This window comes from Butyrivibrio hungatei NK4A153 (genome assembly GCF_000424465.1).
GTDB lineage: Bacteria > Bacillota > Clostridia > Lachnospirales > Lachnospiraceae > Butyrivibrio > Butyrivibrio hungatei_A.
In genome coordinates, this window is the sequence record NZ_AUJY01000008.1 from 31,787 (window position 1) to 55,853 (window position 24,067).

Here is a 24,067-nt window from a genome sequence, read left to right on the forward strand (position 1 = left end):
CTATCGTACTTTGATAACTGTTACATCCGGGTACATGTTCGATGCGATTGGCTGGTAGTCGACAAAAAAAGTAGATTCGTCGTAAACAAGACCGTAGTGTTCTTCGATGTATGAAAGACTGGGGGGATACCTGCCTTCAATCGAATAACACTGAACAATGTCTCTGTTGATCGCATTTTCAAGTGAAGTTTGCTGCTTCTCGATCGTGTTTCTTCCCGATGCGTCGATCGCAATGTAAAAAAGGATACATATTGCGATGAGTATCACAAGCGAAGACCATCTGTAAAAAGTATCCGAAATATGTGAAAATATGCCGTTTTTAGCTTCAAATCTGTTTGTCATAATACTTTATCCAATATTTGTCATAATTCCCATCAGAGGAAGAATTACTGACATTAGAATCATTCCTACGATAACTGAAAGGATTATTACGAGCGTCGGTTCCAAAACTGAGATGAGAGAGTAGATTCTTCTTCCAGTGTCTCTTTCGTATCTCTCTGCGACCTGTTTCATGGCCTTGTCCATCGATCCTGATTTAAAGCCTACCAATATCATCTGAGCATAAAAAGAAGAGAATATCGAAGCTTTTTCAAGTGCTTCGGGGAAGCTGTCGCCGTCAATAAGGAAATTTCTGCATTCCTCGATCTTATCCTTCATCTCCTTGCTCTCAACAAGTTTTTTTACAAGTAAAAGAGCTTCGAAAGTATCGATACCGCTTGAAAGAGTGAGCACCATTCCGCTTGCGAAACGCTCGCTTTCAAGTTCCTGCATAAGTCTTCTTGTGGGCGCGAATTTGATCATGAACTTTTTGAAGTTCCTTTTTCCGCTCGGAGTAAGAGAGAAGTAGAGGAACAGCATGGCTATTATCACAAGCAGTATTACAAGGGCAAAAGAGTATTTGTTCAAAAGATTTCCCAGATTCAAAAGCGACTGTGAGAAACCACTCATTCCGGTGCCGAGCTGTGCAAATACCTGCTCAAATATCGGGAGAACTTTGGCAACAAGGACAGTTACGATGACCATCATCATAAAGATCATGATGAGAGGGTAGCTGATCGCATTTTTTACGCTCTCCTGAATGGAGTCTTCCCTTTCGTAGTAATCGGCAAGTGAATCCATAACTACGTCCATGTTTCCTGAAGTTTCACCGATCGTTACCATATGTACCACGTAATCGGGAAAAACATTGCTCATGGCAAGAGCTATGTGGAATTTTTCGCCGCTTCGCAAAGTCTGGCTGATACTTCCAAGAATCTTTTTTGCCGAATTGTCTTTGGAATCCTCTGTCAGAATATCGATTCCGTCTGCGGGAGCGATGCCTGCTTTTATAAGAAGAGCCATCTGCCTGCAAAAGCTTGCAATCTCATAACTGCTGAGACTTTTTTGTTTGTCTGTTTTTTTCATGGTGCCTCCGAAGAAAAATAATATGGTACGGGTGAAAGATTTCACCTAAGAAAACACTGGTCTAATCAGCGCTTTCCTGTATCAATAAACGTATTTAACAGAGTAATTGGATCCGTCTCCGATAAAGTTTTCGAGCTTTCTCTCTTCCGTATTTGATGCAAAAGTGGGATCGAGAAGTGACCAGTCTTTTCCGTCAAATTCGATCATTCCGTTTACCCAGCCTACATCTTTTATATAAGTGCTGAGCCATGCGTGATAAGCGGTTCCCGCGTAGCCGACTTCCATCTTTGTCGGGATGTTCTGGCTTCGAAGCATCGCAGCCATAAGCGAAGCGTAGTCGAGACAGATTCCTTTCTGGGTTATAAGAATCTCGTCAAGATCTGGAAGATAGCCGCTTTGCACGGTTTCAGCTTCTTCATAGTCGTAAGTGATATTTTCTATCATAAAGTTATAAACTTCTGCAACGACCTCGATGTCGGAATTGCAAGGATAAGCAAGTGCCGCACCTTTTCTGACAGCCAGAGAGTCGGGGGCGAAGTTGATGAACTGGTTTGGATACAGGAAAGGCTTATATCCGTTTGAAAGAGTTACATCTATCGGGAACGTGAACACCATTGAATACTTAGTCTCTGTGATGTTCTCATATACATTTATCATGTACTGCCCGTTTCCTGCCTGAAGAGGGAAGACCTCGCCGTCTTTTGAATTGCTTGAGATGTCGTAAGTATAGGTAACCGTGTCCGGGCCTGTGATTTGAAGCTTAACTTTGGGAGAACTTCCTTTATAAGTCACGAAAATATAGCCCTCAGACATGTTTGAATAGTCGATACGGGCATATTCGTTCTCAAATGTATCGGTTCCGGGAGCTGTAGGGACAAGGCAAAGAGGCGTGTTGTCGCGACTTCCCCTTACGGTCTCATCAATCTGCGCATCTTTTTTGTGGCCGGCTCTGTCAAGGAGCGTTACGCCGTGTTTGGAGCCGCATGATGTGAGAAATAAAACCGAGCAGGTGAAAAGACAGATTAAAGAGAATATACGATTTTTAAAAAAGCTTTTTTCAATCATAATTTTCATGAGAGTATTTGTGGTGCATCCTTAAGTTTCTTATAGGCAAAAGAGATTAGTTCGGACATTACGGATCTCTTTTCGTTAGAGTTGAGTACGCATGCGTATGCTATCTCAAGAGGTGTTCCGACAGCCATCTCGTTGTAGCCGCGGATTCTTTTTGTGAGATCTGAAAGGAACATATCGCAGTCGGTGTCCGAACAATTTTCAATCAGAATAATAAATTCATTTCCGCCGTTTCTTCCGACATAACCATATTTTTCGCCGACATCCTCAAGAATAAAACAAAACTCGGTAATTAGGTTGTTGCCGTTATCATGACTTGTTGTCTGATTTACGGTCGGAAGATTATTTATTTTCATAACAACAAAGCCGACCCCGGGGAGTCGTTCCGAACCATTGAAACTTTCAAACAGAAGGTCGCAACTGAATCTGTTGGGAAGTCCCGTGAGCCTGTCGAGGTAGGCAAGTCTGTTTAGTCTGTAGCCGATATTTGTAGTCTTTTTTAATATATAAAAGTCTATTATAACGGAAATAAATACCATTAAAACAAAGATTAAGACAGATAGCAAGAGCCTTTGCGAAGTTTTGTCCTTGGAAAACGTCATTTTTAAGAGGTCTGTTCGACAATAAAATGCCAGAATCGCAGTAACAACGCATAAACAGCAAAGAGTAACAGACTTGTACATGAATATGAAATTATATACGTTAGTTTGTTTACCTCTGGTGTAGAATTCTTCCCTCATATAGCCTCCAAAGCTTCGCGCGGGTGCATCGAGAAAAGAAAGGAATCGGTAATCTTCACTGGCGATACAGAGAAAATATCCATTCTTTCTAAACGATACATCAATATCATGTATATTTTACTATATTTCGTTCATCTTATAAACAAAAACTTCCACATCACTTGTGGCAGGCAGAAGCACTTGCTATAAGCTTATTGTATATTTGGACAGAGAATCTGCTTGGTTTTACCCTGTCTCTTTTCAGCTTAGTGCATATTTGGACAGAGAATCTGCTTGGTTTTACTCTGTCTCTTTTCGGCTTATTGAATATTTGGACAGAGAATCTGCTTGGTTTTACCCTGTCTTTTTTCGGCTTATTGAATATTTGGACAGAGAATCTGCTTGGCTTTACCCTGTCTCTTTTCAGCTTATTGAATATTTGGACAGAGAATCTGCTTGGCTTTACCCTGTCGCTTTTCGGCTTAGTACATATTTGGACAGAGAATACGCTTGGTTTTACCCTGTCGCTTTTCGGCTTATTGAATATTTGGACAGAGAATACGCTTGGTTTTACCCTGTCGCTTTTCGGCTTAGTACATATTTGGACAGAGAATCTGCTTGGTTTACCCCTGTCTCTTTTTCACTTATTAAGTATTTAGACAGGGCTCTTCACAGATATAACAATGACTTTATAAACTACTATGAATGCTTTGCAAGATTTTTTTAGTATAATTGGGGGAAATTTGGAAAGCAGTTGTATTCGGCGTGAAAAAGCACCGCCCACGCAGTGCTACAAAGCTGCAGGCGGTGCAAGAAGTTCTTTTATAATTTATGGAATGTAGGTTTAAGCCTTTCGAAAGTACAGTATTCGTCGAAGCCGCATTTTTTTGCAATGATACTTGCCTTCTCAAATGCGCCGGCAACGCCTTCGGGATTATGAGCATCGGAGCCGAAAGTGATTATCTTTCCGCCAAGTTCCTTGAACCTTTTTAAGACATCGGGACTTGGATTCGTGGGGCCGCCCGATCTGAAAAGACGGCTGGTGTTAAAGTCGAGGCCTTTGTCGTTCTTTATAAGATGAATCAAAATGGCGTCGATGATATCTGAATAAGCTTCATATGAATATGGATTGTTGCCTTCGGGAGCGTAGCGGGCGAGATAGTCGAGGTGCCCGAGGACGCAGTAGTCATCAAAGAGTTTTAAGTTTTCAAGCGTAAGTTCAAAGTAGTGCCTGAAAACTTCTTTTACATCAAGGCCTTCCCAGAATTCAGGGTAGTAGGGATCTTGCCCGTCAATAAGATGCATGGATGCGATGACGAAGTCAAAAGATTCCGAGCGGACATAGGCTGTGTTTTCTTTGGCTATATGATCCTGCATGCCTACTTCAACACCGAATTTTATAGAAATCTTGTCTTTGTACATCTCCTTATACTTATATAGCTCTTTTTTGTAAGGAGGAGTGTCCAATAAAAAATAATCTTTCGGGGTGTCTTCGGTTATCGGATAGTCCATGTCCATGTGGTCGGTAAAACAGATTTCTTCAAGGCCTTTGTTTATGGCACTTTTGATCATGTCTTCCATGGGTGCTTCGCTGTCGCCCGAATTGTGAGTGTGTAAATGGTAGTCTGCCGGTAAGATCATATGGGGTTCTCCGTGATTTATTAAATGATGAATGTATGCATTTTGGTTATTGAAACAACAATATTATGATATACGAATTGCTCCATGACTGACGTCATTCTCGCAATTCTACAATCATTCGGAAACCGCGGATTTGCAAAGCAAATCGCTAATTCCTCATGATTGTTAGGGTCAAAAGGTCAAAAAGCTTAACATGCAAGCATGTACGCATTTTTGACTTTTTGACACCTATATCATAATATTCTTACTTGATTTATGCTACATTTTTTATTAGAATTAGAGTTGCTGATAAAAAATTATCAATAAGTGTGATATTAAGCAGCAATTAAATATTATATTCATTTTAGGAGGAACTTAAAATGGCAGTTAAAGTAGCAATCAATGGTTTTGGTCGTATCGGACGTCTTGCTTTCAGACAGATGTTTGAGCATGAAGGAACAGAGATCGTAGCAATCAACGATCTTACAGATCCTAAGATGCTTGCTCATCTTCTTAAGTATGATTCATCACAGGGCAAGTACAAGTATGCTGATAAGGTTTCTTACAGCGAGAATTCAATCACAGTTAATGGCAAGGAAATCACAATCTACAAAGAGGCAGATGCTAAGAACCTTCCTTGGGGCAAGATTGGTGTAGACGTTGTTCTTGAGTGTACAGGTTTCTACACATCAAAGGCTAAGGCACAGGCTCATATCGATGCCGGTGCTAAGAAGGTAGTTATTTCTGCTCCTGCAGGAAATGATCTTCCTACTATCGTATACAATGTTAACCACGAGACACTTACAGCAGATGACAACATCATCTCAGCTGCATCATGTACAACAAACTGCCTTGCACCTATGGCTAAGGCTCTTAACGATTTCGCACCTATCCAGTCTGGTATCATGGCAACAATCCATGCTTACACAGGTGATCAGATGATCCTTGACGGACCTCAGAGAAAGGGTGACCTTAGAAGAGCACGTGCAGGCGCTGTTAACATCGTTCCTAACTCAACAGGTGCTGCAAAGGCTATCGGCCTTGTTATCCCTGAACTTAACGGAAAGCTCATCGGAGCTGCTCAGAGAGTTCCTGTTCCTACAGGTTCAACAACTCTTCTTTTCGCAGTTGTTAAGTCAAGCACAGAGGTAACTAAGGAAGCTATCAACGAGGCTATGAAGAAGGCTTCTGATCCTGAGACATTCGGATACAACGAGGATGAAATCGTTTCATCTGATATCGTTGGAATGACATATGGTTCACTCTTCGATGCAACACAGACAATGGTTAACAAGATCGGTGATGATCTCTATGAAGTTCAGGTTGTTTCATGGTATGACAACGAGAACTCATACACATCACAGATGGTTCGTACAATCAAGTACTTCGAGAAGTTCGTTAAGTAATCACTTGACGAGGTTTTGTCGAGTCTAGTGTACTACTTAGTTCGATCGAGCACCTTCGGTGCGAGAGTCGAACCTCCTTGTGAAAACTCGCAGGGAGCAAGTAGAACCTAATAGAAACCATTAAGAGGGTCCGGTCCGTTTGGACCAGGCCCTCTATTTTATTGAATAGGAAATTTCTTTGAAATTCCCTATTCAATAAAAACGCTCCGCTATGGATGCGCAACTCGCGGAAATGAAATTATTGCTTACGCAATCCGCTCGTGCGCGAAAGAGTCGCAAGCGACTCTTTATCATCAATTTTTATTACAAAGGAGAACAAAAATGAGTCTTAATAAGAAATCAGTAGACGATATTAACGTAAAGGGCAGACGCGTACTCGTTCGTTGTGACTTCAACGTTCCTCTTAAGAACGGTGAGATCACAGACGAGACAAGAGTAGTAGCAGCTCTTCCTACAATCAACAAGCTTATAAAGGATGGCGGCAAGGTTATTCTTTGCTCACACCTTGGAAAAGTAAAGAACGGCCCCAACGAGGGTGAGTCACTTGCACCTGTTGCAAAGAGACTTTCAGAGAAGCTCGGCAAAGAGGTTAAGTTCATTTCTGATTACAACGTAACTGGCGCTGATGCAACAGCAGCAGTAGAAGCTATGAACGAGGGAGACGTTATCCTTCTTCAGAATACTCGTTTCAGAGGCAAGGAAGAGACAAAGCCCGAAGAAGCAGGAGATGCTTTTGCAAAAGAGCTCGCAGAGCTTGCTGATGACTATGTATGCGATGCTTTCGGATCAGCTCACAGAGCACACGCTTCTGTAGCAGGCGTTACAAAGTTCATCACAGAGAAGGGCGGAAACAACGCAGTTGGATACCTCATGCAGAAGGAAATCGATTTCCTTGGAAATGCAGTTGAGAACCCTGTAAGACCTTTCGTAGCTATCCTTGGTGGTGCTAAGGTTGCTGATAAGCTCAACGTTATCAATAACCTCATCGAGAAGTGCGATACACTTATCATCGGTGGTGGTATGGCATTCACATTCCTCAAGGCTCAGGGCTATGAGGTTGGTAAGTCTCTTGTAGACGATACAAAGCTTGATTATTGTAAGGAAATGCTTGAGAAGGCTAAGGCTAACGGCAAGCAGCTTCTTCTTCCCATCGATACTGTAGTTTCAGCAGGATTCCCTGATCCTATCGATAACCCCAGCATCGAGACAGAAATCGTTCCTTCAAATCAGATTCCTGCTGATAAGGAAGGTCTTGATATCGGTCTTAAGACACGTGACCTCTTCGCTGATGCTGTTAAGTCAGCTAAGACAGTTGTTTGGAACGGACCTATGGGTGTATTCGAGAACCCTGTTCTTGCTGAAGGAACAAAGGCAGTAGCTAAGGCTCTTGCAGAGACAACAGCTACAACAATCATCGGTGGTGGTGATAGTGCAGCAGCTGTTAACCAGCTTGGATTTGCTGACAAGATGAGCCACATCTCAACAGGTGGTGGAGCTTCTCTTGAGTTCCTTGAGGGTAAGGCGCTTCCCGGTGTAGTAGCAGCTGATGATAAGTGAGACTCCGACGAGGTTTTTTCGAGTCGGTAGTTCGAACTTAGTTCTGGCGAGCACCGATAGGTGCGAGAGCAGAACTTCCTTGTGAAAATCAAGAAGTAAATATTACAAAAATATAGAGGTGGAAAACATGGCACGTAGAAGAATAATCGCCGGAAACTGGAAGATGAACAAGACTCCCAGCGAGGCTGTAGCTCTTTGCGAAGAGCTCAAGGATCTTGTAAAGAATGATGCTGTAGACGTAGTTTATTGCGTACCTGCAATCGATATCGTACCCGTAGTTAACGCTGTTAAGGGCACAAACGTACACGTAGGTGCAGAGAACTTCTACATTGTAGACAGCGGAGCATTCACAGGAGAAATTTCAGCTCCTATGCTCAAGGATGCCGGTGTAGAGTACATCATCATCGGACATTCAGAGAGAAGAGATATCTTCGGAGAGAACGATATCCTTATCAACCAGAAAGTAAAGAAAGCATTTGCTTCAGGTCTTACACCTATCCTTTGCTGCGGTGAGTCTCTTGCACTTCGTAAGGCTGATACTTACAAAGAGTGGATCGAGAGACAGATCACATGGGATCTTGATGGCGTAACAGCTGATCAGGTTAAGAAGCTTGTTATCGCTTACGAGCCTATCTGGGCAATCGGAACAGGCGAGACAGCTACAGCAGATCAGGCTGAGGAAGTATGTAAGCTTATCCGTGAGCTTATTGCTAAGCTTTACGATCAGGCTACAGCTGATGAGGTTCGCATCCAGTACGGCGGATCTATGAATGCAGGAAATGCTGCAGAGCTTCTTTCAAAGCCCAACATTGACGGCGGACTTATCGGCGGAGCAAGCCTTAAGGCTGACTTCGGAAAGATTGTTAATGCATAATGTACTACTTTGTTCCGGCGAGCACCTTTGGTGCGAGAGCAGAACATCCAATTTTACGGAATAAACTGCCATTATTGTAAAATTTATAGGCGACGCAAAAGATGATTTCATCTTTTGCGTCGCTTTTTACTTTAAAGAAATTTCTTCAAATTTCAGGAAAATTGACTAAGAGATAGGGAAAGCAATGCTTTAGTCAACGCGTCAAGAAAAATTGCCTTGGATTGAGCAGAAGATTACAGGGAAAAGTGACTAAGGGAGAAGAAACATAATAATTTAGTCAACGCGTCAAGAAAAATTGCCTTAGATTCAGCGGAAGATTACAGGGAAAAGTGCCTAAGAGAGGGTAAAAGCAAAGATTTAGTCAACGTAGCAAGAAAACCCGCCTTGGATTAAACGTAAGATTACAGGAAAAAGTGCCTAAGAGAGGGTAAAATTAAAGATTTAGTCAATGTAGCAAGAAAATCCATCTTAGATTGAGCAGAAGATTACAGCGAATATTGATCAAAAGTCGGCGAGACATCACACTAAGCGATAACCTCAGCTGATTGGCACTGATAAGTTTTCTCAAATTCTCACGAAAGACATACTATGATAAGATTTGAGCATCACAGAAATGCGATGCTGACCGGAAAGCCGGAGGTGTTATGATATACCTCCGGTTTTTCTATAAAATGTCGGCATCTTTCGGGAGAGGTGAAGAAATGCCAAACATACAGTATTCGGGAGTCAGGGAGAGCATCCCGGGAAGAATAAACGATCTTGGTACAACCGGAAAAGAAGTTGCGGAAAACTACAAAAAGGGATGTCTTAAAAGGGCAGACAGGAGCTTTGCACAGGGACTGCAGTGTCAGCAGATAAACAGTATGGCGGCGCTTATGTCTTTGGAGGATTCTGTCTTTATCTCACATTCTCCGCAGGGGTGTGTCGGATGTGCGATCATGGCGGTAGATATGTACCGTGTCGGACAGATTCACAGAGGAATCAAGGTTGTCAAAAATCCCAGACTTATTGTTACAAATATAGATCAGAAGAGTGTAGTATTTGGCGGTGAGCAGAAGCTTAGAGAGGCTGTTCAGAAAGCAGTCGAGAGATACAATCCGAAGCTTGCGTTTATATATGCTTCCTGCGCATCAGGTATCATTGGAGACGATATTGACGCGATAGCACAGGATCTTCAGACTGATTATCCTGACACTATAATGGTTCCGATACACTGCGAAGGCTTCAAATCTAAAGTTTGTGCGTCCGGGTTTGATGCGGCATTTATTTCGATCAATAAATATATTTTGAAAAAAGAGAAAGTTGAAAAAGAAAAAGGACTCATAAATCTTTTTGCTCCTACGACAGTCAGTTTCGCCGATCAGAAAGAAATGGAGCGAATGATAAATCTTTTGGGTGCAAAGGTCAACTATATTCCTTTTTACAGCTCTCTTGAAAAGATAAAAAGAATCCCTGCAGCGGAGGCTTCGACATCTATCTGTAAAGTATTTGCGGATGAGTTTATGAAGACTCTCTGGGAAGACTACGAGATACCTTATTCACACACCGTAATGCCTATCGGAATAAGAAATACCGATAAGTGGTACAGAGGCATCGCTAAGGTTATCGGCAAGGAAGAGGAAGTTGAGCGGATCATCGCTTCCGAACATAAGAGAATTGAACCGCTTGTGGCGGAACTTAGGGAAAGACTTAAGGGAAAAAGAGTATTCATATGCGGAGGAACAGGAAGGTCTTTTGCGGCAGCAGCTCTTATAGATGATTTTGGCATGGAACTTGTTGGACTTGAAACACCGACCTATGACGCCGATGCGCAGGTTGACATAGAGTACCTTAACGACATTCACAAGAATTTTGTGGTTGATATTGCCAACATGCAGCCTTTTGAGCAGGTTAATCTTTTGAACAAACTTAAACCCGATGCATTTATAGGAGTTCCCGAATGGGCGGCAAAGCTTGGAATTCCGACTACACACGTTCTTGACGGAAAAAGACCTACGATGGGATATGATGGACTTCTTTTTCTTGGAAACAAGATTGCGGATCAGCTTGAAAATCCGGGATTTAACAGGAAACTTGCAAAGCATGTAAAACTCCCTTACAAGGATTCATGGTACAAAGAAAATGCGTTCAAATATATTTTAGGGGGAGAAGATTAATGTCACATATTATGGAAAATCCTAAGGGCGGATGCGTTCTTGCGGGAATCAACGCCGTTCTTGGTGCGATAAACAGAGTCTGCCCGATATTACATTCAGGTCCCGGATGCTGTATGCAGACAACGGCAGCAGATCAGGGACAGTCGGGGCATAAACATTCATGCTTTGTGAGCGGAGTGTCGATCCCGTCAAGTAACATGCTTGAAAAAGAAGTTGTATTCGGCGGAGTAAATAAATTAAGAACAACAATTCAGGGCTCGATTGACATAATGGATGCCGATGCTTTTTTTGTCCTGACCGGATGTACCGCAGGTATTATCGGAGATGATATCGAGAGCGTCACAAGTAAATTCAGGGAAGAAGGGCACGAAGTCTATTCAATCGATACGCCCGGATTTGCGGGCGACAGTAACCTCGGGTATGAGGTGATCTGGAATACGTTTATAGACAAGGTTATTGAAAAAGATGTTCCAAAGGACGATAAGCTTGTGAATATCTTTGGAATCGTGCCCTACCACGATCCGTTCTGGAGCGGCACGCTTGAAGAGATCGATAGGATTCTTTCGAAGCTCGGACTTAAGGTCAATACCTTTTTTACAAAACATCAGGGAATTGAAGATATTAAAAAGAGCTCCGGTGCGGCGCTCAATATCATTGTAAATCCGTGGCTCTTCAACGGGCCTGCCAAGAAGTTTGAGGAGAAATTCGGCGTTCCAAGTATCAGGATTCCGGGACTCTTTGTCGGCGCGACAGATACCACTAATTTTATCATAGCAGTGCAGAAAGCACTTAATCTTGATGAAAAACTTGTAGAGGATGTGATCGAGGCGGAAGAGGACTATGTCTACAGCTATCTGGGACAGTCAATCGGTGTTGTGAGCTGGAAAAGATTTGCTGTTGTTGCAGATGCAAACAGTGCTGTCGGATACACAAGATATCTTGCGAACGATTACAGCTTTACGCCTGTTCTGGTGATAGTATCCGAGCCGATCTTCAGACAGGAGGACAAGGACAGGATAGAAAAAGAAATCCGGGACCTTGAATATGCAAAGCCTCCGAAAGTTCTTTTCCTGACGGATCAGTACGAGATCAACAAGGCAATCCGTGAGGAGGAAAAAGAGATAACACTTCTTGTAGGAAGTAGCAACGAGAGAGAAATTGCGCTTGAAAAAGAGATTCAGTTCATCCTCGGCGCATTTCCCATAAATGAAAGGCTTATTTTTAACAGAACCTATGCGGGTTACAGAGGAAGCCTTACATTTACGGAAGATATTTATGATAACAACTGATCAAAAGAATCGTTCTGTTACCGAAGCTATCGGTGGCGGAGCGGTTTTTATTGAGGAAATTTCTTCGAACTTGTTGAATCCCTGTAAATAAGGTCGGTTTCGGTGTATGTGGTACGATAGTTCAGATTGGGCTGTTCTATTCGTGAAATAACAAGATTTGCTGCGGAATATCCGATTATCTGACTGTGAATATGGCTCGTGGATAATGAAGGAGTCATTATCTTTGATTCCGGTGAATCATCAAAGCCAAACAACTTTATATCTTTGGGACATTCAACGCCTATTTTTCTAAGTCCGTACAATAGATCGAGTGCGACAAAGTCATTTGCACAAATAAACATTTCGGGAAGTTCTTTCATTTTTTCAAGAGCCCTAAATAAGTAGTCTTTGTAATCCGAGCCGTGAGGATGTACCTCTGAAAGGCAGTATTTATTTTCAAATGTAAGATTGTTGATATACATTGCTTCTCTAAATGCTATAAAGCGTTCGTAAAAAGAGCGGCAGTGGGTTACCTGTCCGACAAAGCCAATCTTTGTTATGCCTTTTTTGTTCATATCGCTTACTACGCGGTATATATCTGAAAAATTGTCCATCAGTAAAATGTCGGCATTCAATTTACGCCAGTAACTGGCAACCGGAGCGTCTATCATCAGGACGGGGAGGTCGAGATTGCAGATCATTTCACAGTATTGCTGATTAAACATTTCTATACATACGATTGCTCTAGTATTTTCGGGCCTGTATGTTAGTGGGAGACTAAGGTCTTCTATATTGTTGGTATCGACTCTGTGTATGGTGAGACTATATCCCATAAGAGAAATCTCATGCTGAAACTTATCAAGCATAGTTGATGCAAAATGTGAATTATTAAGGAAGTTTCCGGTGAAAAGAGCTATTTCGCCTGAAACTTTATTTTTTGTAAAAGAAGGATTCTTTATATCCGCAATGGAATTGGCATATGAGAACTGTTTATATCCCATTTCCAGTGCTTTCTCAAGAACCTTCTGCCTGGTGGATTCAGCCAGCACGCCGGTATTATTGATTGCTTTGGATACTGTATTTCTGGATAATCCCAGTGCATCGGCTATATCCTGAATAGTAACTTTTGTAGCCATAATTATTCTCCGTTGGTAAAAATGTTGTGCACAAATGTTACATTTGCACATTTAGCACATTTGGATATTAGATTTGCGGCAAATACGAATTTCTGCAATTTCATCCAAGAATACCTAGATTATAAGATGTCAGAGAGAAAGTGTCAAATGTAAATTAAAATTGTGCAAATGACAAAATTAATCTGTTGACATATAAACATATATGTGATAATTTTTACATATACAAAATGAATGTTACAAATGTAAAAGTAATGGAGGAACTAATATGAATGCTAAAACGAAGGATAATACGCTGCATAACACACTCGTATATATCAGGCAGCACTGGCAGTTGTATGTATTCTTTTTAGGACCTGCACTTATACTCACCATTATTTTCAAATATATTCCTATGGGAGGAATCCTGATCGCGTTTCAGAAGTACAACCCATTTAGAGGAATACTTGGAAGTGAGTGGGTAGGACTTAAATATTTTGAACAATTTTTATCCTCGCCGGATTTTATGCAGTACTTGCTGAATACGCTTAAGTTAAGTGTATACGGACTGTTGTGGGGATTCCCGATTCCTATTATCCTGGCACTTCTTCTCAACAGAATAACAAGCAGCAAGATAAAACAGAAGATTCAGCTGGTCCTGTATATGCCTAACTTCATTTCAGTAATCGTTCTTTGCGGTATGGTAAGGATTTTGCTTTCGGTAACAGGACCTTTCAATATGTTCTTGGGAACAAACATAAACTTCCTTACCATCCCTGCAGCATTCAGACCGATTTACATCATAAGCGGTATCTGGCAGGGAGCAGGATGGGCATCCATCATGTACACTGCGGCACTTTCAAATGCAAGCAATGAGTTAAAAGAGGCGGCACAGATTGACGGAGCAAATATCTGGCAGCAGATCAAAGCGGTTGAATGGCCTGCCATAAAGGATATGGTAGTTATACAGTTCATACTTCAGGCCGGAAACATAATGAGCATCGGATTTGAAAAAGCTTATGCTCTTCAGTCGGATATGAATCTCGCTTCATCGGAGATCATTGCAACTTATGTTTATAAGAAAGGCCTTTTGAATGGTGATTACAGTTATTCTACGGCGGTAGGTCTTTTCAACACGATCATAAATGTAATACTTCTGATAGCAGTCAATAAAGTTGTTGAAAAGCTCAATGACGGTCAGGGATTATAAGGAGAAAGAGAGATGGAAAAAACACTTACAGTTAAGAAAAGTGAGTTCGCAAGAGCTTCCATGGGAGATAAGATCTTCCTTTTGATCGGATATATACTTTTGGGACTATTTGTTGTAGCAATAATCGGACCTGTAGTATACATCGTTATTGCCTCCTTTATGGATCCGATAACACTTCAGAACAAGGGAATTGTCTTTGATATCAGCAAGTGGACCACTACAGCATATGAGAGAGTAATGTCCAATTCCCAGATATGGATTGGATTTGGCAATGCAGTTCTTTACTCGGTCTTATTCAGCGTCATATCGGTATTTATAACTCTTCTTTGTGCATATCCTATGTCCAGAGATGATTTTAAAGGGAAAAAGATATTCAACACAATTTTCATCATAACCATGTTTTTTGGCGGCGGACTTATCCCTACATACCTTCTTATAAGCAACATGGGACTTCTTGACAGCATGTGGGCGATAATACTTCCGAATGCTTTCAGTGTATGGAACATGATAATTGCAAGAACCTATTATAAGGGAGTTCCTAACGAACTTAGGGAGGCAGCCGATGTTGACGGAGCAAATGAACTTGTATTTTTCTTCAAGATCCTGCTTCCGGTGTGCACGCCGCTTATTGCAGTTTTGGTGCTTTGGCAGTTTGTCGGAATGTGGAACAGTTATTTTGACGCAATGATCTATCTTAATTCGGCTGAAAAACAACCGCTTCAGCTGGTGCTTAGGGCTATTCTCATACAGAACGAACCCGATCCCGGAATGATAGCAGATATGCAGAGTACAGCACAGAGGGCACAGCTGGCCGAACTTTTGAAATATGCAACGATAATAGTATCGAGTCTTCCGTTAATAGTGATGTATCCATTCTTCCAGAAATACTTTGATTCCGGAATTATGATCGGATCTGTAAAGGGATGAGAAGAATTGCAGTGGTTTTTTCAAGGATAGCTTAAATGTACTTTGGAGGGTAAAAAAGAGCATAACATCCTTGTGAAGGCATAAAGTATTAATAGTAAGGAGAGGGCAAATGAGAAAGGAAAAAACTAAGTTTATGGCGGCAGCGCTTGCTTTGACAGTATCTGCAGGCGCACTTATGGGATGCGGCAAAGCATCTTCGGGAAGTGATATTGCATCTGTTTCAACAGATAATCTGAGCTTTCCACTTCAGGAAAAGGTTACGATCACCGGAACGATAAGTTATCCGTCCGGTACGGAATCGGAACCAAACAATAGGACAATCTTCAAGAGACTTGAGGAAGAAACAAACGTGCATGTTGATTGGACAGCTATATCGAGCGATCAGTGGGGGGACAAAATCCAGCTGAATATGGCAAACAAGAATGCTCTTACTGATTTTGTGTTCAATGCAGGTTTTGGAAACTCAGATCTTATCAGATATGCTGACCAGGGGGTTATCATTTCTTTAGAAGATTATATCGACAATAACATGCCTAATCTAAAAGGCGTGTTCGATAAGTATCCGGAGTACCGCACGATGTGTACCGATTCAGAGGGACATATCTGGGCGCTTCCATGGATAGAGCAGCTTGGTTCCAACAAGACTGCAATTCAGACAGTTGGAAACAACTTTACTTATATCAACAAGAAGTGGTTGGATTTTCTTGGACTTTCAACACCTACGACAGTTGATGAATTTGAGCAGGTTTTGAAAGCATTTAAGGATCACGCTTCAGAGCTTCAGGCTGAGTTTGGTATTGAAGGTGACATCATTCCTATGTCATGCATAATGAACGATCAGGATCCCAGTCTTCTTATCAACGGATTTGGAGAGGGATACGGAGATAACGATATCGGACAGCATATTGCTGTGACAAATGACAAGAAGGTTATCTGCACAGCAACACAGGAAGGATTTAAGTCAGGCTTCCGGTGGCTCCACAAGCTTTACGAAGAAGGACTTATCGATCCTGAGTGCTTTACACAGGACTGGTCTACATATGTAGCAAAGGGTAAGTCTCACAGATATGGCGTTTGCTTCACATGGGACGTTGCAAATATTGATAATCTTCAGGACTTTGTTCCTCTTGCAGCGCTTCAGGCAGATACCAAAAATGTTACTCCTCTTAACAGCTCTTTTACTTCCGGATTTGATCGCGGAAGATGCGTTGTAACTGCAAAGTGCGAGAATCCTGCACTTGTATGCGCATGGCTCGATAAGATGTACGATCCGTTCCAGTCACCTCAGAATAACTGGGGAACATACGGAGAGGATGATGAGTTTGATATCTTTGAGTTGTCAACAAATGATCAGGGTGAAAAGATGCTTAAGCATGCGGCGCTTGGCGATGCGTCTCCTGTAGAAGTACGTGAAGCAGAGTGTGTAGGCGGACCTCTTGCAATCCTTGATGAGTATTACGGCAAATATGTTACATGTCCTGATGATGCTCAGTATCGTCTTGACTGGATCAAGGAGTATTACACCAATGATATGCACAATGAGTATGTATATCCCAATGTATTTATGACAGCGGAAGATACAGAAAAGCTCACATCCATTCAGCAGGATCTTATTACATATATAAATTCAAGCAGAAGTAAGTTTGTAATGGATGGCCTCAGCGATGCTGATTGGGAGGCTTATCTTAATCAGGTTAATGCATACGGAATTGATGAATATCTTGCAATTTATCAGAAGTATTTTGACGAGTTTTACAAGTAATCGGAAGGTTAATGTTTATTGGAGATGGGGAGGAGATGATCCTCCCCATTTAAAAAAGATGAAAAGAATAACAATTTGTTTGCTACTTATATCGTTAATGATGATACAAGGATGTGCCGGTAAAAAAATGAATGAATGTTTATTCCCAAGGGCTGAAGACAGTTACGTCGGAGATGTCATGGCTCTTTCGACAGAGAAAGGAGTTTACCTCAATTATCTTTATGAAACGGATAATAACGGAGTGGGGTATCATCCGATACATCAGTTCTACACCCGTAATTTTGTAAGCTTTGAAGACAAGGGACAGGTACTTGCATATTCAGAGGAAATGGAAGCACCGGATCTTGCTGTGGGAACAGGATCATTTATTATTGATGATGCCGGAACATATCATTGTTTTTATACAGGACATAATGGTTATTATGAGGAATACGGGCTGGATAAAGAGTGCCTGATGCATGCAACAAGTAAAGACAATAAGACTTATACCAAGGATACTGAAAATATTATACATGCTCCGGAAGGATACAGTACGGAAGATTTTCGCGATCCGCAGGTGCTGCGAACAGATGACGGCTATATGATGCTTGTGGGAGCGAGAAAAGAAAACGGGAATGAGAGCGCGATAATATGCTATCGTTCCGATGATCTTAAAAACTGGAAGTTTGAAGGCGACTTTTATACAAACAAAGACTTATATTTTATGGAGTGTCCGGATCTGTTTAAGATGGGCAATCGTTATTATCTGACATTCAGCTGGAACAATGTTGTATATTACAGAATGTCGGACAGCATCAACGGACCGTGGGAGAAACCTGAGACGGATACATTTGACGGAAACGGTTTCTATGCGGCAAAGACCTGTGAATATAAAGGAAAAAGATATCTGATAGGTTTTTTGGATAGAAAGAAAAGAGAAAGTGACAGGCTTCCTTATACCTGGGCGGGAAATCTCCTTGTATATGAACTTAAGGAACTGGAAGATGGAACGCTTGGCGTAGCGATGCCTGAAGAATATATAAATTATTTTGACAAACAGATTTTTGAAGCAGAAAGTGTAAAAGACGAATCGGAACTTGGAAATGTTCCGGAAAGCTGCCGGCTTACATTTGAGCTTGAGATGGAAAACGAAGGCAAGTCGGAGATTATATTTAACAATGCCGAGAAGAATGAGGAATACAGAATAACCATCGACAATGGCGAAGATAAGATCACCTATGATGCTTATCCCAATGAACAAAGTATGAGCCTTAAGGCGGGAGTTAAGTATCAAGTTGATGTAGTTGTGGAAAAAGATATAACAGTGGTTTATGTTAACGGCGAAAAAGCATTGTCAAATCGCATTTATTCGGCGGTGGGCGCGGATTGGAAAGTGCGCCTTCAGGGAGCAAGCATAGACAATTTAAAGATATATGGCAGGAAAGGAATACTATGAACGATAAGTTATTAAAAGCAAGAGAATATGAGTGCAAAAAGGAAAAGACAATCGCGGAGGAATTTCGTCCTCTTTTCCATCTTACTCCAAGATGCGGATGGATGAACGATCCGAACGGATTTAGCATATATAAGGGTAAATATCATCTTTTTTATCAATATAATCCTTATGAGACTGTCTGGGGGCCTATGCATTGGGGCCATGTAGAGAGTGAAGACCTTATCGATTGGAAGTATCTTCCTGCCGTTATGGCACCGGAAGCAGATTATGATAAGGACGGATGTTTTTCGGGAAGTGCGATTGAAACAGAGGATGGGAAACATCTGATACTATATACCGGCGTTCTCAGGAAACAGGATGAGAATGGCAACTTCTATGATGTCCAGACTCAGTGCGTTGCTGTAGGAGACGGAAAAGACTATGAAAAATATGAGATGAATCCGGTAATTACGGGCGATAAGCTTCCGGAGGGAGCGGGAAAAATAGATTTCAGAGATCCGAAGATCTGGAAAGAAAACGGAAAATACTATCTTGTTGCAGGAAACAAGACTGTTGACGGTGATGGACAACTTTTGCAGTATTCAAGCGATGACGGCTTTAACTGGAAATATGATAAAATACTTATAAAGAATAATAAAAGATTCGGAGTCATGTGGGAATGCCCGGACTACTTTGCGCTTGACGGAAAGCATGTACTTCTCACAAGCCCGCAGGATATGCTTCCCGAGGGACTTGAATTTCACAACGGTAACGGCACATTATGCATAATCGGAAGTGTCAACGATGAAGGAGATTTCTGCGAGGAGAATTGTCAGGCGGTAGATTACGGAATAGATTTTTATGCGCCTCAGACTACCAGGACCAAAGACGGAAGGCAGGTTATGATAGGCTGGCTTCAGAACTGGGATACTTTGGCAATAAAACGTGAAGATTTTCCGTGGTTTGGACAGATGAGCCTTCCCAGGGAAATATCGATAAAGAACGGAAGGCTGATTCAAAAGCCTATTCGCGAAATAGAGAATTACTATGGTAAAAGAGTAAGCAGACAAAATGTCATCGTTACCGATGATTGTGTACTTTCAAGCTTAGAAGGCAGATGTATCGATATGACGGTTAATGTAAGATTGGCTGGCACATACCTTTCATACGGTAAGTTTGAAATACGCTTTGCAGATAACGGTAAAGAATATTCAAGCATAGAATTTGATCCTGTTGAATCTATAGTGAAGATCGACCGCAAGCATTCCGGAAACAGAAGGGCAATCGTGCACCAGAGAAGATGCAAGGTGGCTGATAATAACGGAGAGATCAAACTGCGCGTGATACTTGACAGATACAGCATGGAATTGTTCATTAATGACGGAGAACAGGTAATGTCAATGGGCATCTTTACAGATATTAAGGCTGAAGGAATCAGCTTCAGGGCTAACGGCGAATTAATCATGGACGTTGTGATGAATGAATTGGAGAAGAAAAATGAGCAAATTTAATGTTGTGGCACTTGGAGAATTACTGATCGATTTCACAAATAATGGAATGAGCGCTCAGGGGAATCCTTTATTTGAAGCTAATCCCGGGGGTGCACCGTGTAATGTCCTTTCCATGCTGCAGAATCTTGGAAACAGCACTGCATTTATCGGAAAGGTCGGAGATGACTTTTTTGGAAAAATGCTAAGGGAAAGAATTGAAAAGCAGGGAATAGAAGCTTCAGGTCTTGTACAGGATGCGACAGTACCGACTACTTTGGCTTTTGTGAATAAGCTTGCAAACGGAGACAGGGATTTTTCTTTTTACAGAAAACCGGGAGCAGATATGATGCTGACTGCGGACGATGTCAGGGCAAACAGAAATCTTCTTGAAAATACCGAAGTCTTCCATTTGGGAACATTGTCTATGACAGATGAGCCGGCAAAAGAAGCAACAAAACTGGCTGTTAGTATTGCAAAGGAAAGCGGTGCCGTTATCTCTTTTGATCCGAACTACAGAGAGCCGTTGTGGGAATCTGTAGAGGATGCTCTTGAGGCAATGAAATACGGCTTTGAAAATTGTGATGTTTTAAAAATATCAGACAATGAAGTTGAACTGTTCACCGGAATGGCTGATATTGAAGCAGGTGCGAAGAAAATACAGAAAGAATTCGAAATACCAATTGTATTTGCAACACTCGGGGCAGAGGGAAGTATGGCTCTGTATAAGGACTTTGTTGTAAAAAAAGAAGGCTATAAGAATCCGGATACGATAGAAACTACCGGTGCAGGTGATACATTCTGTGCCTGTGCAATTGATTATATCCGTAGGAATGGCCTTAACGATCTTTCGGAGGCCGGTCTGTCAGAGTGCCTGTCATTTGCAAATGCAGCAGCATCGATCATCACTACAAGAAGAGGCGCACTATCTGTTATGCCGACTTTGGATGAGGTTGGATTGTTCATGAAATCACGCGAATAAATATAAAACGCTCCGTGGCCAAGATAGGCGGCCATTTCGGACAAAAGATTGCATCTTATTTTGGCGGCAAGAATGTAAGAGTGCTCAACTACGGCTTTATCAAGAAGTTCTATGATGGAATGAGCGCCGAGGATGCGCTTAAAGAGAGCAGGATAACACCTGAGTGCATACTTGAAGATGTTTGCATATTTGACCTTAAATGAAAAAAAGCGTAAATTGAAATGGTAACATTTCATTCATTTAAGGAGAGAGAATATGGCAAAAATCTTAAATCCCGAACAGTATCAGGAGTCTATGAGCGCCAAAGGCGAAATTCGTTATCAAGAGACACAGAGACTTTTGTTCTTTGGACTTCCGTGGACTTTTACAAAATATGAACTTAGAGACAATGACCTTACAATCATCAAAGGTTTTTTGACAGTGCGCGAAAACGACTGTTACATGTACAAAGTATCTGATGTTGAGATAACAAGAACTCTCATGCAGAGAATCTTTGGTTTATCAACGATCATATGTTATACCTCTGATGTTACGGATAAGACTATCGTAATGAAGAATATCAAGCACGGCCGCGAGATCAAGGATTTCCTTCTTCACGCTTCCGAGGCAGCAAGAATCCGCCGTAAGACTGTAAGCATGCAGAACATTGGATTTGATACCGATGATATGGATGATTATCACGACATGAACTAATTTATCGAACTTCCTAGTTTAAAAGATATGTGTTAAATTATATATAGCAACGTTTTTTAGTTAATATTATACCTATACGAGGATGATATGGTAAACATAGTTGATGATCGCAAAGTTAACTCCGGGGCAAGAGGAGTTTATCTTGCATTAATGGTATTTGGCGGAATATTGATGAATATTTGTGGAAGTAAGTTTGTCGGTCGCTTCGAAATTCCGCTATATCTGGATTCTGTAGGTACTATGACCGTATCTATGCTGGGAGGATTTCTTCCCGGTATATTTGTCGGTTTTTTCAGTTCGTTCTTAAACAGTATTTTTACTGATTCCGTGGCGATCTCCTACAGCATGATAAATGTTCTTATCGCTATACTTACCACTGTTTTTTATGAAAAAAAGTGGTTCAAAGATTTCTATAAAATAATCCTGGCAGTACTTATATACGGCGTTGTCGGAGGCGTTTTGGGAGCAATACTCACGGGTATTATCTACGGCTTTGGCTCTGAGACTGCGTCACTTAACTTTTTGAAGATAATCTATGAATCCGGTAAGATGTCGGCATTTCAGGCAGCTCTGATTGCCGATTATGTAGTCGATGTTGCGGATAAGATGATAAGTGTGTTGATAGCTCTTTTGATCACATTTATAGTTCCTGCCGGTGTTCGCGACAGACTGAATGTGAAGTACTGGAAGCAGGCGCCTCTGACGCCTGAAGCCGTGCAGACTATGAGAAGCGGAAAGAGCCGTCGTATATCACTTAGAATGAAGGTTGTTATCCTTCTTACTCTTGCAACGGGACTCGTCGCTTTTTGTGCTATTTTTATCAGTACGATGTTGTTCAGAGATGCGATAGTTCAGACGGGAAAAAATACTGTTCACATTGCGCAGGAAATAGGCAGTTATTCGGGCGTTGACCTTTCCGGAATATCACCGTACTCGGAAGAAGAGACGGGAAGAGAGGTCTTTAAATTCGCTACCAGACAGATATCTCTTTTCATCGGATTATACATATTCATTCTCGGCGTAGGTATCTATATGTCGGAGTATCATCTGATACTTCCGATCAATACGATGGCGCTCTCGTCGTCGCGGTTTTCTGACGGAAGCGAGGAGAATCTTGAAAAGACGGCGAAGATGTTTGAAGAGATCAAGATCGGAACCGGCGATGAGATTGAAAACATGTACGATGCGCTTCTTAAGATGATAGAGGCACACGTTGCGTCTGTTAAGGCACTTAAGAGTAGAAACGAGACCATTACTGCACTTCAAAATTCAATCATCTATGCTCTTGCCGATCTTGTTGAAAGCAGAGATCAGAGTACGGGTGAGCATGTTAAGAATACAGCGGAATACACCAAGATTATCATGAATGAGATGATAAAAGAGGGCGTATATACAGATCTTTTGACACCGCAGTTTGTTTCGGATGTTTATCATTCGGCACCGCTTCACGATGTCGGAAAGATCAGTATTTCCGATAATTTCCTTAATAAGCCGGGTAAACTCACACCCGAAGAATTTACGATCATGAAGACTCATTCAAAGGAAGGCGCCGTGATCATCGATAAGGTTATGAGCAATCTTCCCGAGCAGGATGCGGGCTATCTGAAAGAAGCCAAGAATCTTGCCATGTACCATCACGAGAGATGGGACGGAACCGGTTATCCGATGGGACTTAAGGGAGAAGAGATTCCTCTTTCCGCAAGGATAATGGCGGTAGCCGATGTATTTGATGCGCTCATCTCGGAGAGAAGCTACAAGAAAGCGTTCCCGTTTGATGAGGCAATTAAGATTATTAAGGAGAGTTCCGGTACTCACTTCGATCCGAAGGTTGCACAGGCTTTTTTGAATGCGCTTGAGGAAGTAAGAAAGATAGCGGAAGTCTGAAAGGATTTTTATGAAAAAAGACAATATTATTTTGGTTGGGATGCCTACATCCGGAAAGAGTACGGTAGGAGTAATACTCGCCAAAATATTGGGATATAATTTTGTTGACGCTGATATAGTTATCCAGAAAAAAGAAGGAAGGAGACTTTCTGAGATAATAGAGCAGGAGGGTGTTGACGGATTTATTGAAATCGAGAACAAGGTAAATGCAGGTATTGAGACGGAGAGAACCGTCATAGCAACCGGTGGAAGTGTCGTGTACGGCAGAGAAGCTATGGAGCATTATAAAAATATCGGTAAAGTAGTGTATCTCAAAGTCGGAATGGAAGCTCTGACAAAGCGACTTAAGGATGTAAAACAGCGCGGGGTTGTTATGAGACCCGGACAGTCCCTGATCGCGCTTTATAATGAGCGAAGCGTTCTGTATGAGAAATATGCCGATATCACTATCGATGAAAAAGATAACACAATGGAAGAGGTCGTTACAGACTTAGTCGCAGCACTCAAATAATAAGGCATGA

At 41.7% G+C, this 24,067-nt stretch carries 22 protein-coding genes; 16 read left to right on the forward strand and 6 right to left on the reverse strand.

Features of this window, described 5'->3' with window-relative positions; all coding sequences use genetic code 11:
• The 4 genes from G628_RS0105770 to G628_RS16560 all read right to left on the reverse strand — a co-directional run bounded on the left by G628_RS0105770 (window position 1) and on the right by G628_RS16560 (window position 3,215).
• The gene (locus G628_RS0105770; RefSeq protein WP_026654157.1) at window positions 1–342 is read right to left on the reverse strand and encodes a hypothetical protein; all 342 of its coding nucleotides are present in this window, start codon (window positions 340–342) and stop codon (window positions 1–3) included.
• A 6-nt stretch (window positions 343–348) separates the two neighbouring features.
• Complete coding sequence (locus G628_RS0105775) at window positions 349–1,404, reverse strand: type II secretion system F family protein (protein WP_026654158.1); 1,056 nt, start codon at window positions 1,402–1,404, stop codon at window positions 349–351.
• Between the two features lie 81 nt (window positions 1,405–1,485).
• Entirely contained in the window at window positions 1,486–2,478 is a 993-nt protein-coding gene (locus tag G628_RS0105780; protein ID WP_027208684.1) for a transglutaminase-like domain-containing protein, read from the reverse strand.
• Window positions 2,475–3,215, reverse strand: coding sequence for a GGDEF domain-containing protein (locus G628_RS16560; RefSeq protein WP_026654160.1), 741 nt, complete (start codon window positions 3,213–3,215; stop codon window positions 2,475–2,477). Before G628_RS16560 ends, G628_RS0105780 begins: the two co-directional genes overlap by 4 nt.
• 161 nt (window positions 3,216–3,376) lie before the next feature.
• Between G628_RS16560 and G628_RS0105790 the strand changes: the two genes are divergently transcribed.
• Window positions 3,377–3,853, forward strand: coding sequence for a hypothetical protein (locus G628_RS0105790; protein ID WP_155833773.1), 477 nt, complete (start codon window positions 3,377–3,379; stop codon window positions 3,851–3,853).
• A 163-nt stretch (window positions 3,854–4,016) separates the two neighbouring features.
• On the opposite strand, the gene G628_RS0105795 is transcribed toward G628_RS0105790, so the two are convergent.
• Window positions 4,017–4,835, reverse strand: coding sequence for a histidinol-phosphatase HisJ family protein (locus tag G628_RS0105795; protein ID WP_027208686.1), 819 nt, complete (start codon window positions 4,833–4,835; stop codon window positions 4,017–4,019).
• Between the two features lie 359 nt (window positions 4,836–5,194).
• On the opposite strand from G628_RS0105795, the gene gap reads away from it, so the two are divergent.
• The 5 genes from gap (at window position 5,195) to G628_RS0105820 (ending at window position 12,096) form a co-directional block, all read left to right on the forward strand.
• On the forward strand, window positions 5,195–6,220 hold the full coding sequence (gene gap, locus G628_RS0105800; protein ID WP_026654163.1) for a type I glyceraldehyde-3-phosphate dehydrogenase: 1,026 nt from the start codon (window positions 5,195–5,197) through the stop codon (window positions 6,218–6,220).
• A 321-nt stretch (window positions 6,221–6,541) separates the two neighbouring features.
• Window positions 6,542–7,777, forward strand: coding sequence for a phosphoglycerate kinase (locus G628_RS0105805; protein ID WP_027208687.1), 1,236 nt, complete (start codon window positions 6,542–6,544; stop codon window positions 7,775–7,777).
• Between the two features lie 127 nt (window positions 7,778–7,904).
• Window positions 7,905–8,651, forward strand: coding sequence for a triose-phosphate isomerase (gene tpiA, locus G628_RS0105810; RefSeq protein ID WP_027208688.1), 747 nt, complete (start codon window positions 7,905–7,907; stop codon window positions 8,649–8,651).
• Between the two features lie 701 nt (window positions 8,652–9,352).
• Window positions 9,353–10,807, forward strand: a complete 1,455-nt coding sequence (locus tag G628_RS0105815; RefSeq protein ID WP_027208689.1) for a nitrogenase component 1 — start codon at window positions 9,353–9,355, stop codon at window positions 10,805–10,807.
• Window positions 10,807–12,096 carry a nitrogenase component 1 gene (locus G628_RS0105820; RefSeq protein ID WP_027208690.1) on the forward strand — a complete coding sequence of 430 codons (1,290 nt, stop codon included), beginning with the start codon at window positions 10,807–10,809 and terminating at the stop codon, window positions 12,094–12,096. Before G628_RS0105815 ends, G628_RS0105820 begins: the two co-directional genes overlap by 1 nt.
• Before the next feature lie 47 nt (window positions 12,097–12,143).
• On the opposite strand, the gene G628_RS0105825 is transcribed toward G628_RS0105820, so the two are convergent.
• Entirely contained in the window at window positions 12,144–13,211 is a 1,068-nt protein-coding gene (locus G628_RS0105825) for a LacI family DNA-binding transcriptional regulator (protein ID WP_027208691.1), read from the reverse strand.
• A gap of 265 nt (window positions 13,212–13,476) precedes the next feature.
• Between G628_RS0105825 and G628_RS0105830 the strand changes: the two genes are divergently transcribed.
• The 10 genes from G628_RS0105830 (at window position 13,477) to G628_RS0105875 (ending at window position 24,057) form a co-directional block, all read left to right on the forward strand.
• Window positions 13,477–14,397, forward strand: coding sequence for an ABC transporter permease (locus G628_RS0105830; protein WP_026654168.1), 921 nt, complete (start codon window positions 13,477–13,479; stop codon window positions 14,395–14,397).
• A 12-nt stretch (window positions 14,398–14,409) separates the two neighbouring features.
• Entirely contained in the window at window positions 14,410–15,324 is a 915-nt protein-coding gene (locus G628_RS0105835) for a carbohydrate ABC transporter permease (RefSeq protein WP_026654169.1), read from the forward strand.
• Window positions 15,325–15,433: 109 nt separating this feature from the next.
• On the forward strand, window positions 15,434–17,086 hold the full coding sequence (locus G628_RS0105840) for an ABC transporter substrate-binding protein (protein WP_027208692.1): 1,653 nt from the start codon (window positions 15,434–15,436) through the stop codon (window positions 17,084–17,086).
• A 127-nt stretch (window positions 17,087–17,213) separates the two neighbouring features.
• Entirely contained in the window at window positions 17,214–18,521 is a 1,308-nt protein-coding gene (locus tag G628_RS0105845; protein ID WP_185750353.1) for a family 43 glycosylhydrolase, read from the forward strand.
• Complete coding sequence (locus G628_RS0105850; protein WP_027208693.1) at window positions 18,518–20,011, forward strand: glycoside hydrolase family 32 protein; 1,494 nt, start codon at window positions 18,518–18,520, stop codon at window positions 20,009–20,011. Before G628_RS0105845 ends, G628_RS0105850 begins: the two co-directional genes overlap by 4 nt.
• Window positions 19,998–20,969, forward strand: coding sequence for a carbohydrate kinase family protein (locus tag G628_RS0105855; RefSeq protein ID WP_026654173.1), 972 nt, complete (start codon window positions 19,998–20,000; stop codon window positions 20,967–20,969). The genes G628_RS0105850 and G628_RS0105855 overlap by 14 nt, the downstream gene beginning before the upstream one ends.
• 14 nt (window positions 20,970–20,983) lie before the next feature.
• On the forward strand, window positions 20,984–21,172 hold the full coding sequence (locus G628_RS0105860) for a hypothetical protein (RefSeq protein ID WP_027208694.1): 189 nt from the start codon (window positions 20,984–20,986) through the stop codon (window positions 21,170–21,172).
• 52 nt (window positions 21,173–21,224) lie between these two features.
• Entirely contained in the window at window positions 21,225–21,662 is a 438-nt protein-coding gene (locus G628_RS0105865; RefSeq protein ID WP_026654174.1) for a PH domain-containing protein, read from the forward strand.
• A gap of 87 nt (window positions 21,663–21,749) precedes the next feature.
• The gene (locus tag G628_RS18040) at window positions 21,750–23,546 is read left to right on the forward strand and encodes an HD-GYP domain-containing protein (RefSeq protein ID WP_051199051.1); all 1,797 of its coding nucleotides are present in this window, start codon (window positions 21,750–21,752) and stop codon (window positions 23,544–23,546) included.
• A gap of 10 nt (window positions 23,547–23,556) precedes the next feature.
• Entirely contained in the window at window positions 23,557–24,057 is a 501-nt protein-coding gene (locus G628_RS0105875) for a shikimate kinase (protein ID WP_026654175.1), read from the forward strand.
• Window positions 24,058–24,067: the final 10 nt, after the last annotated feature.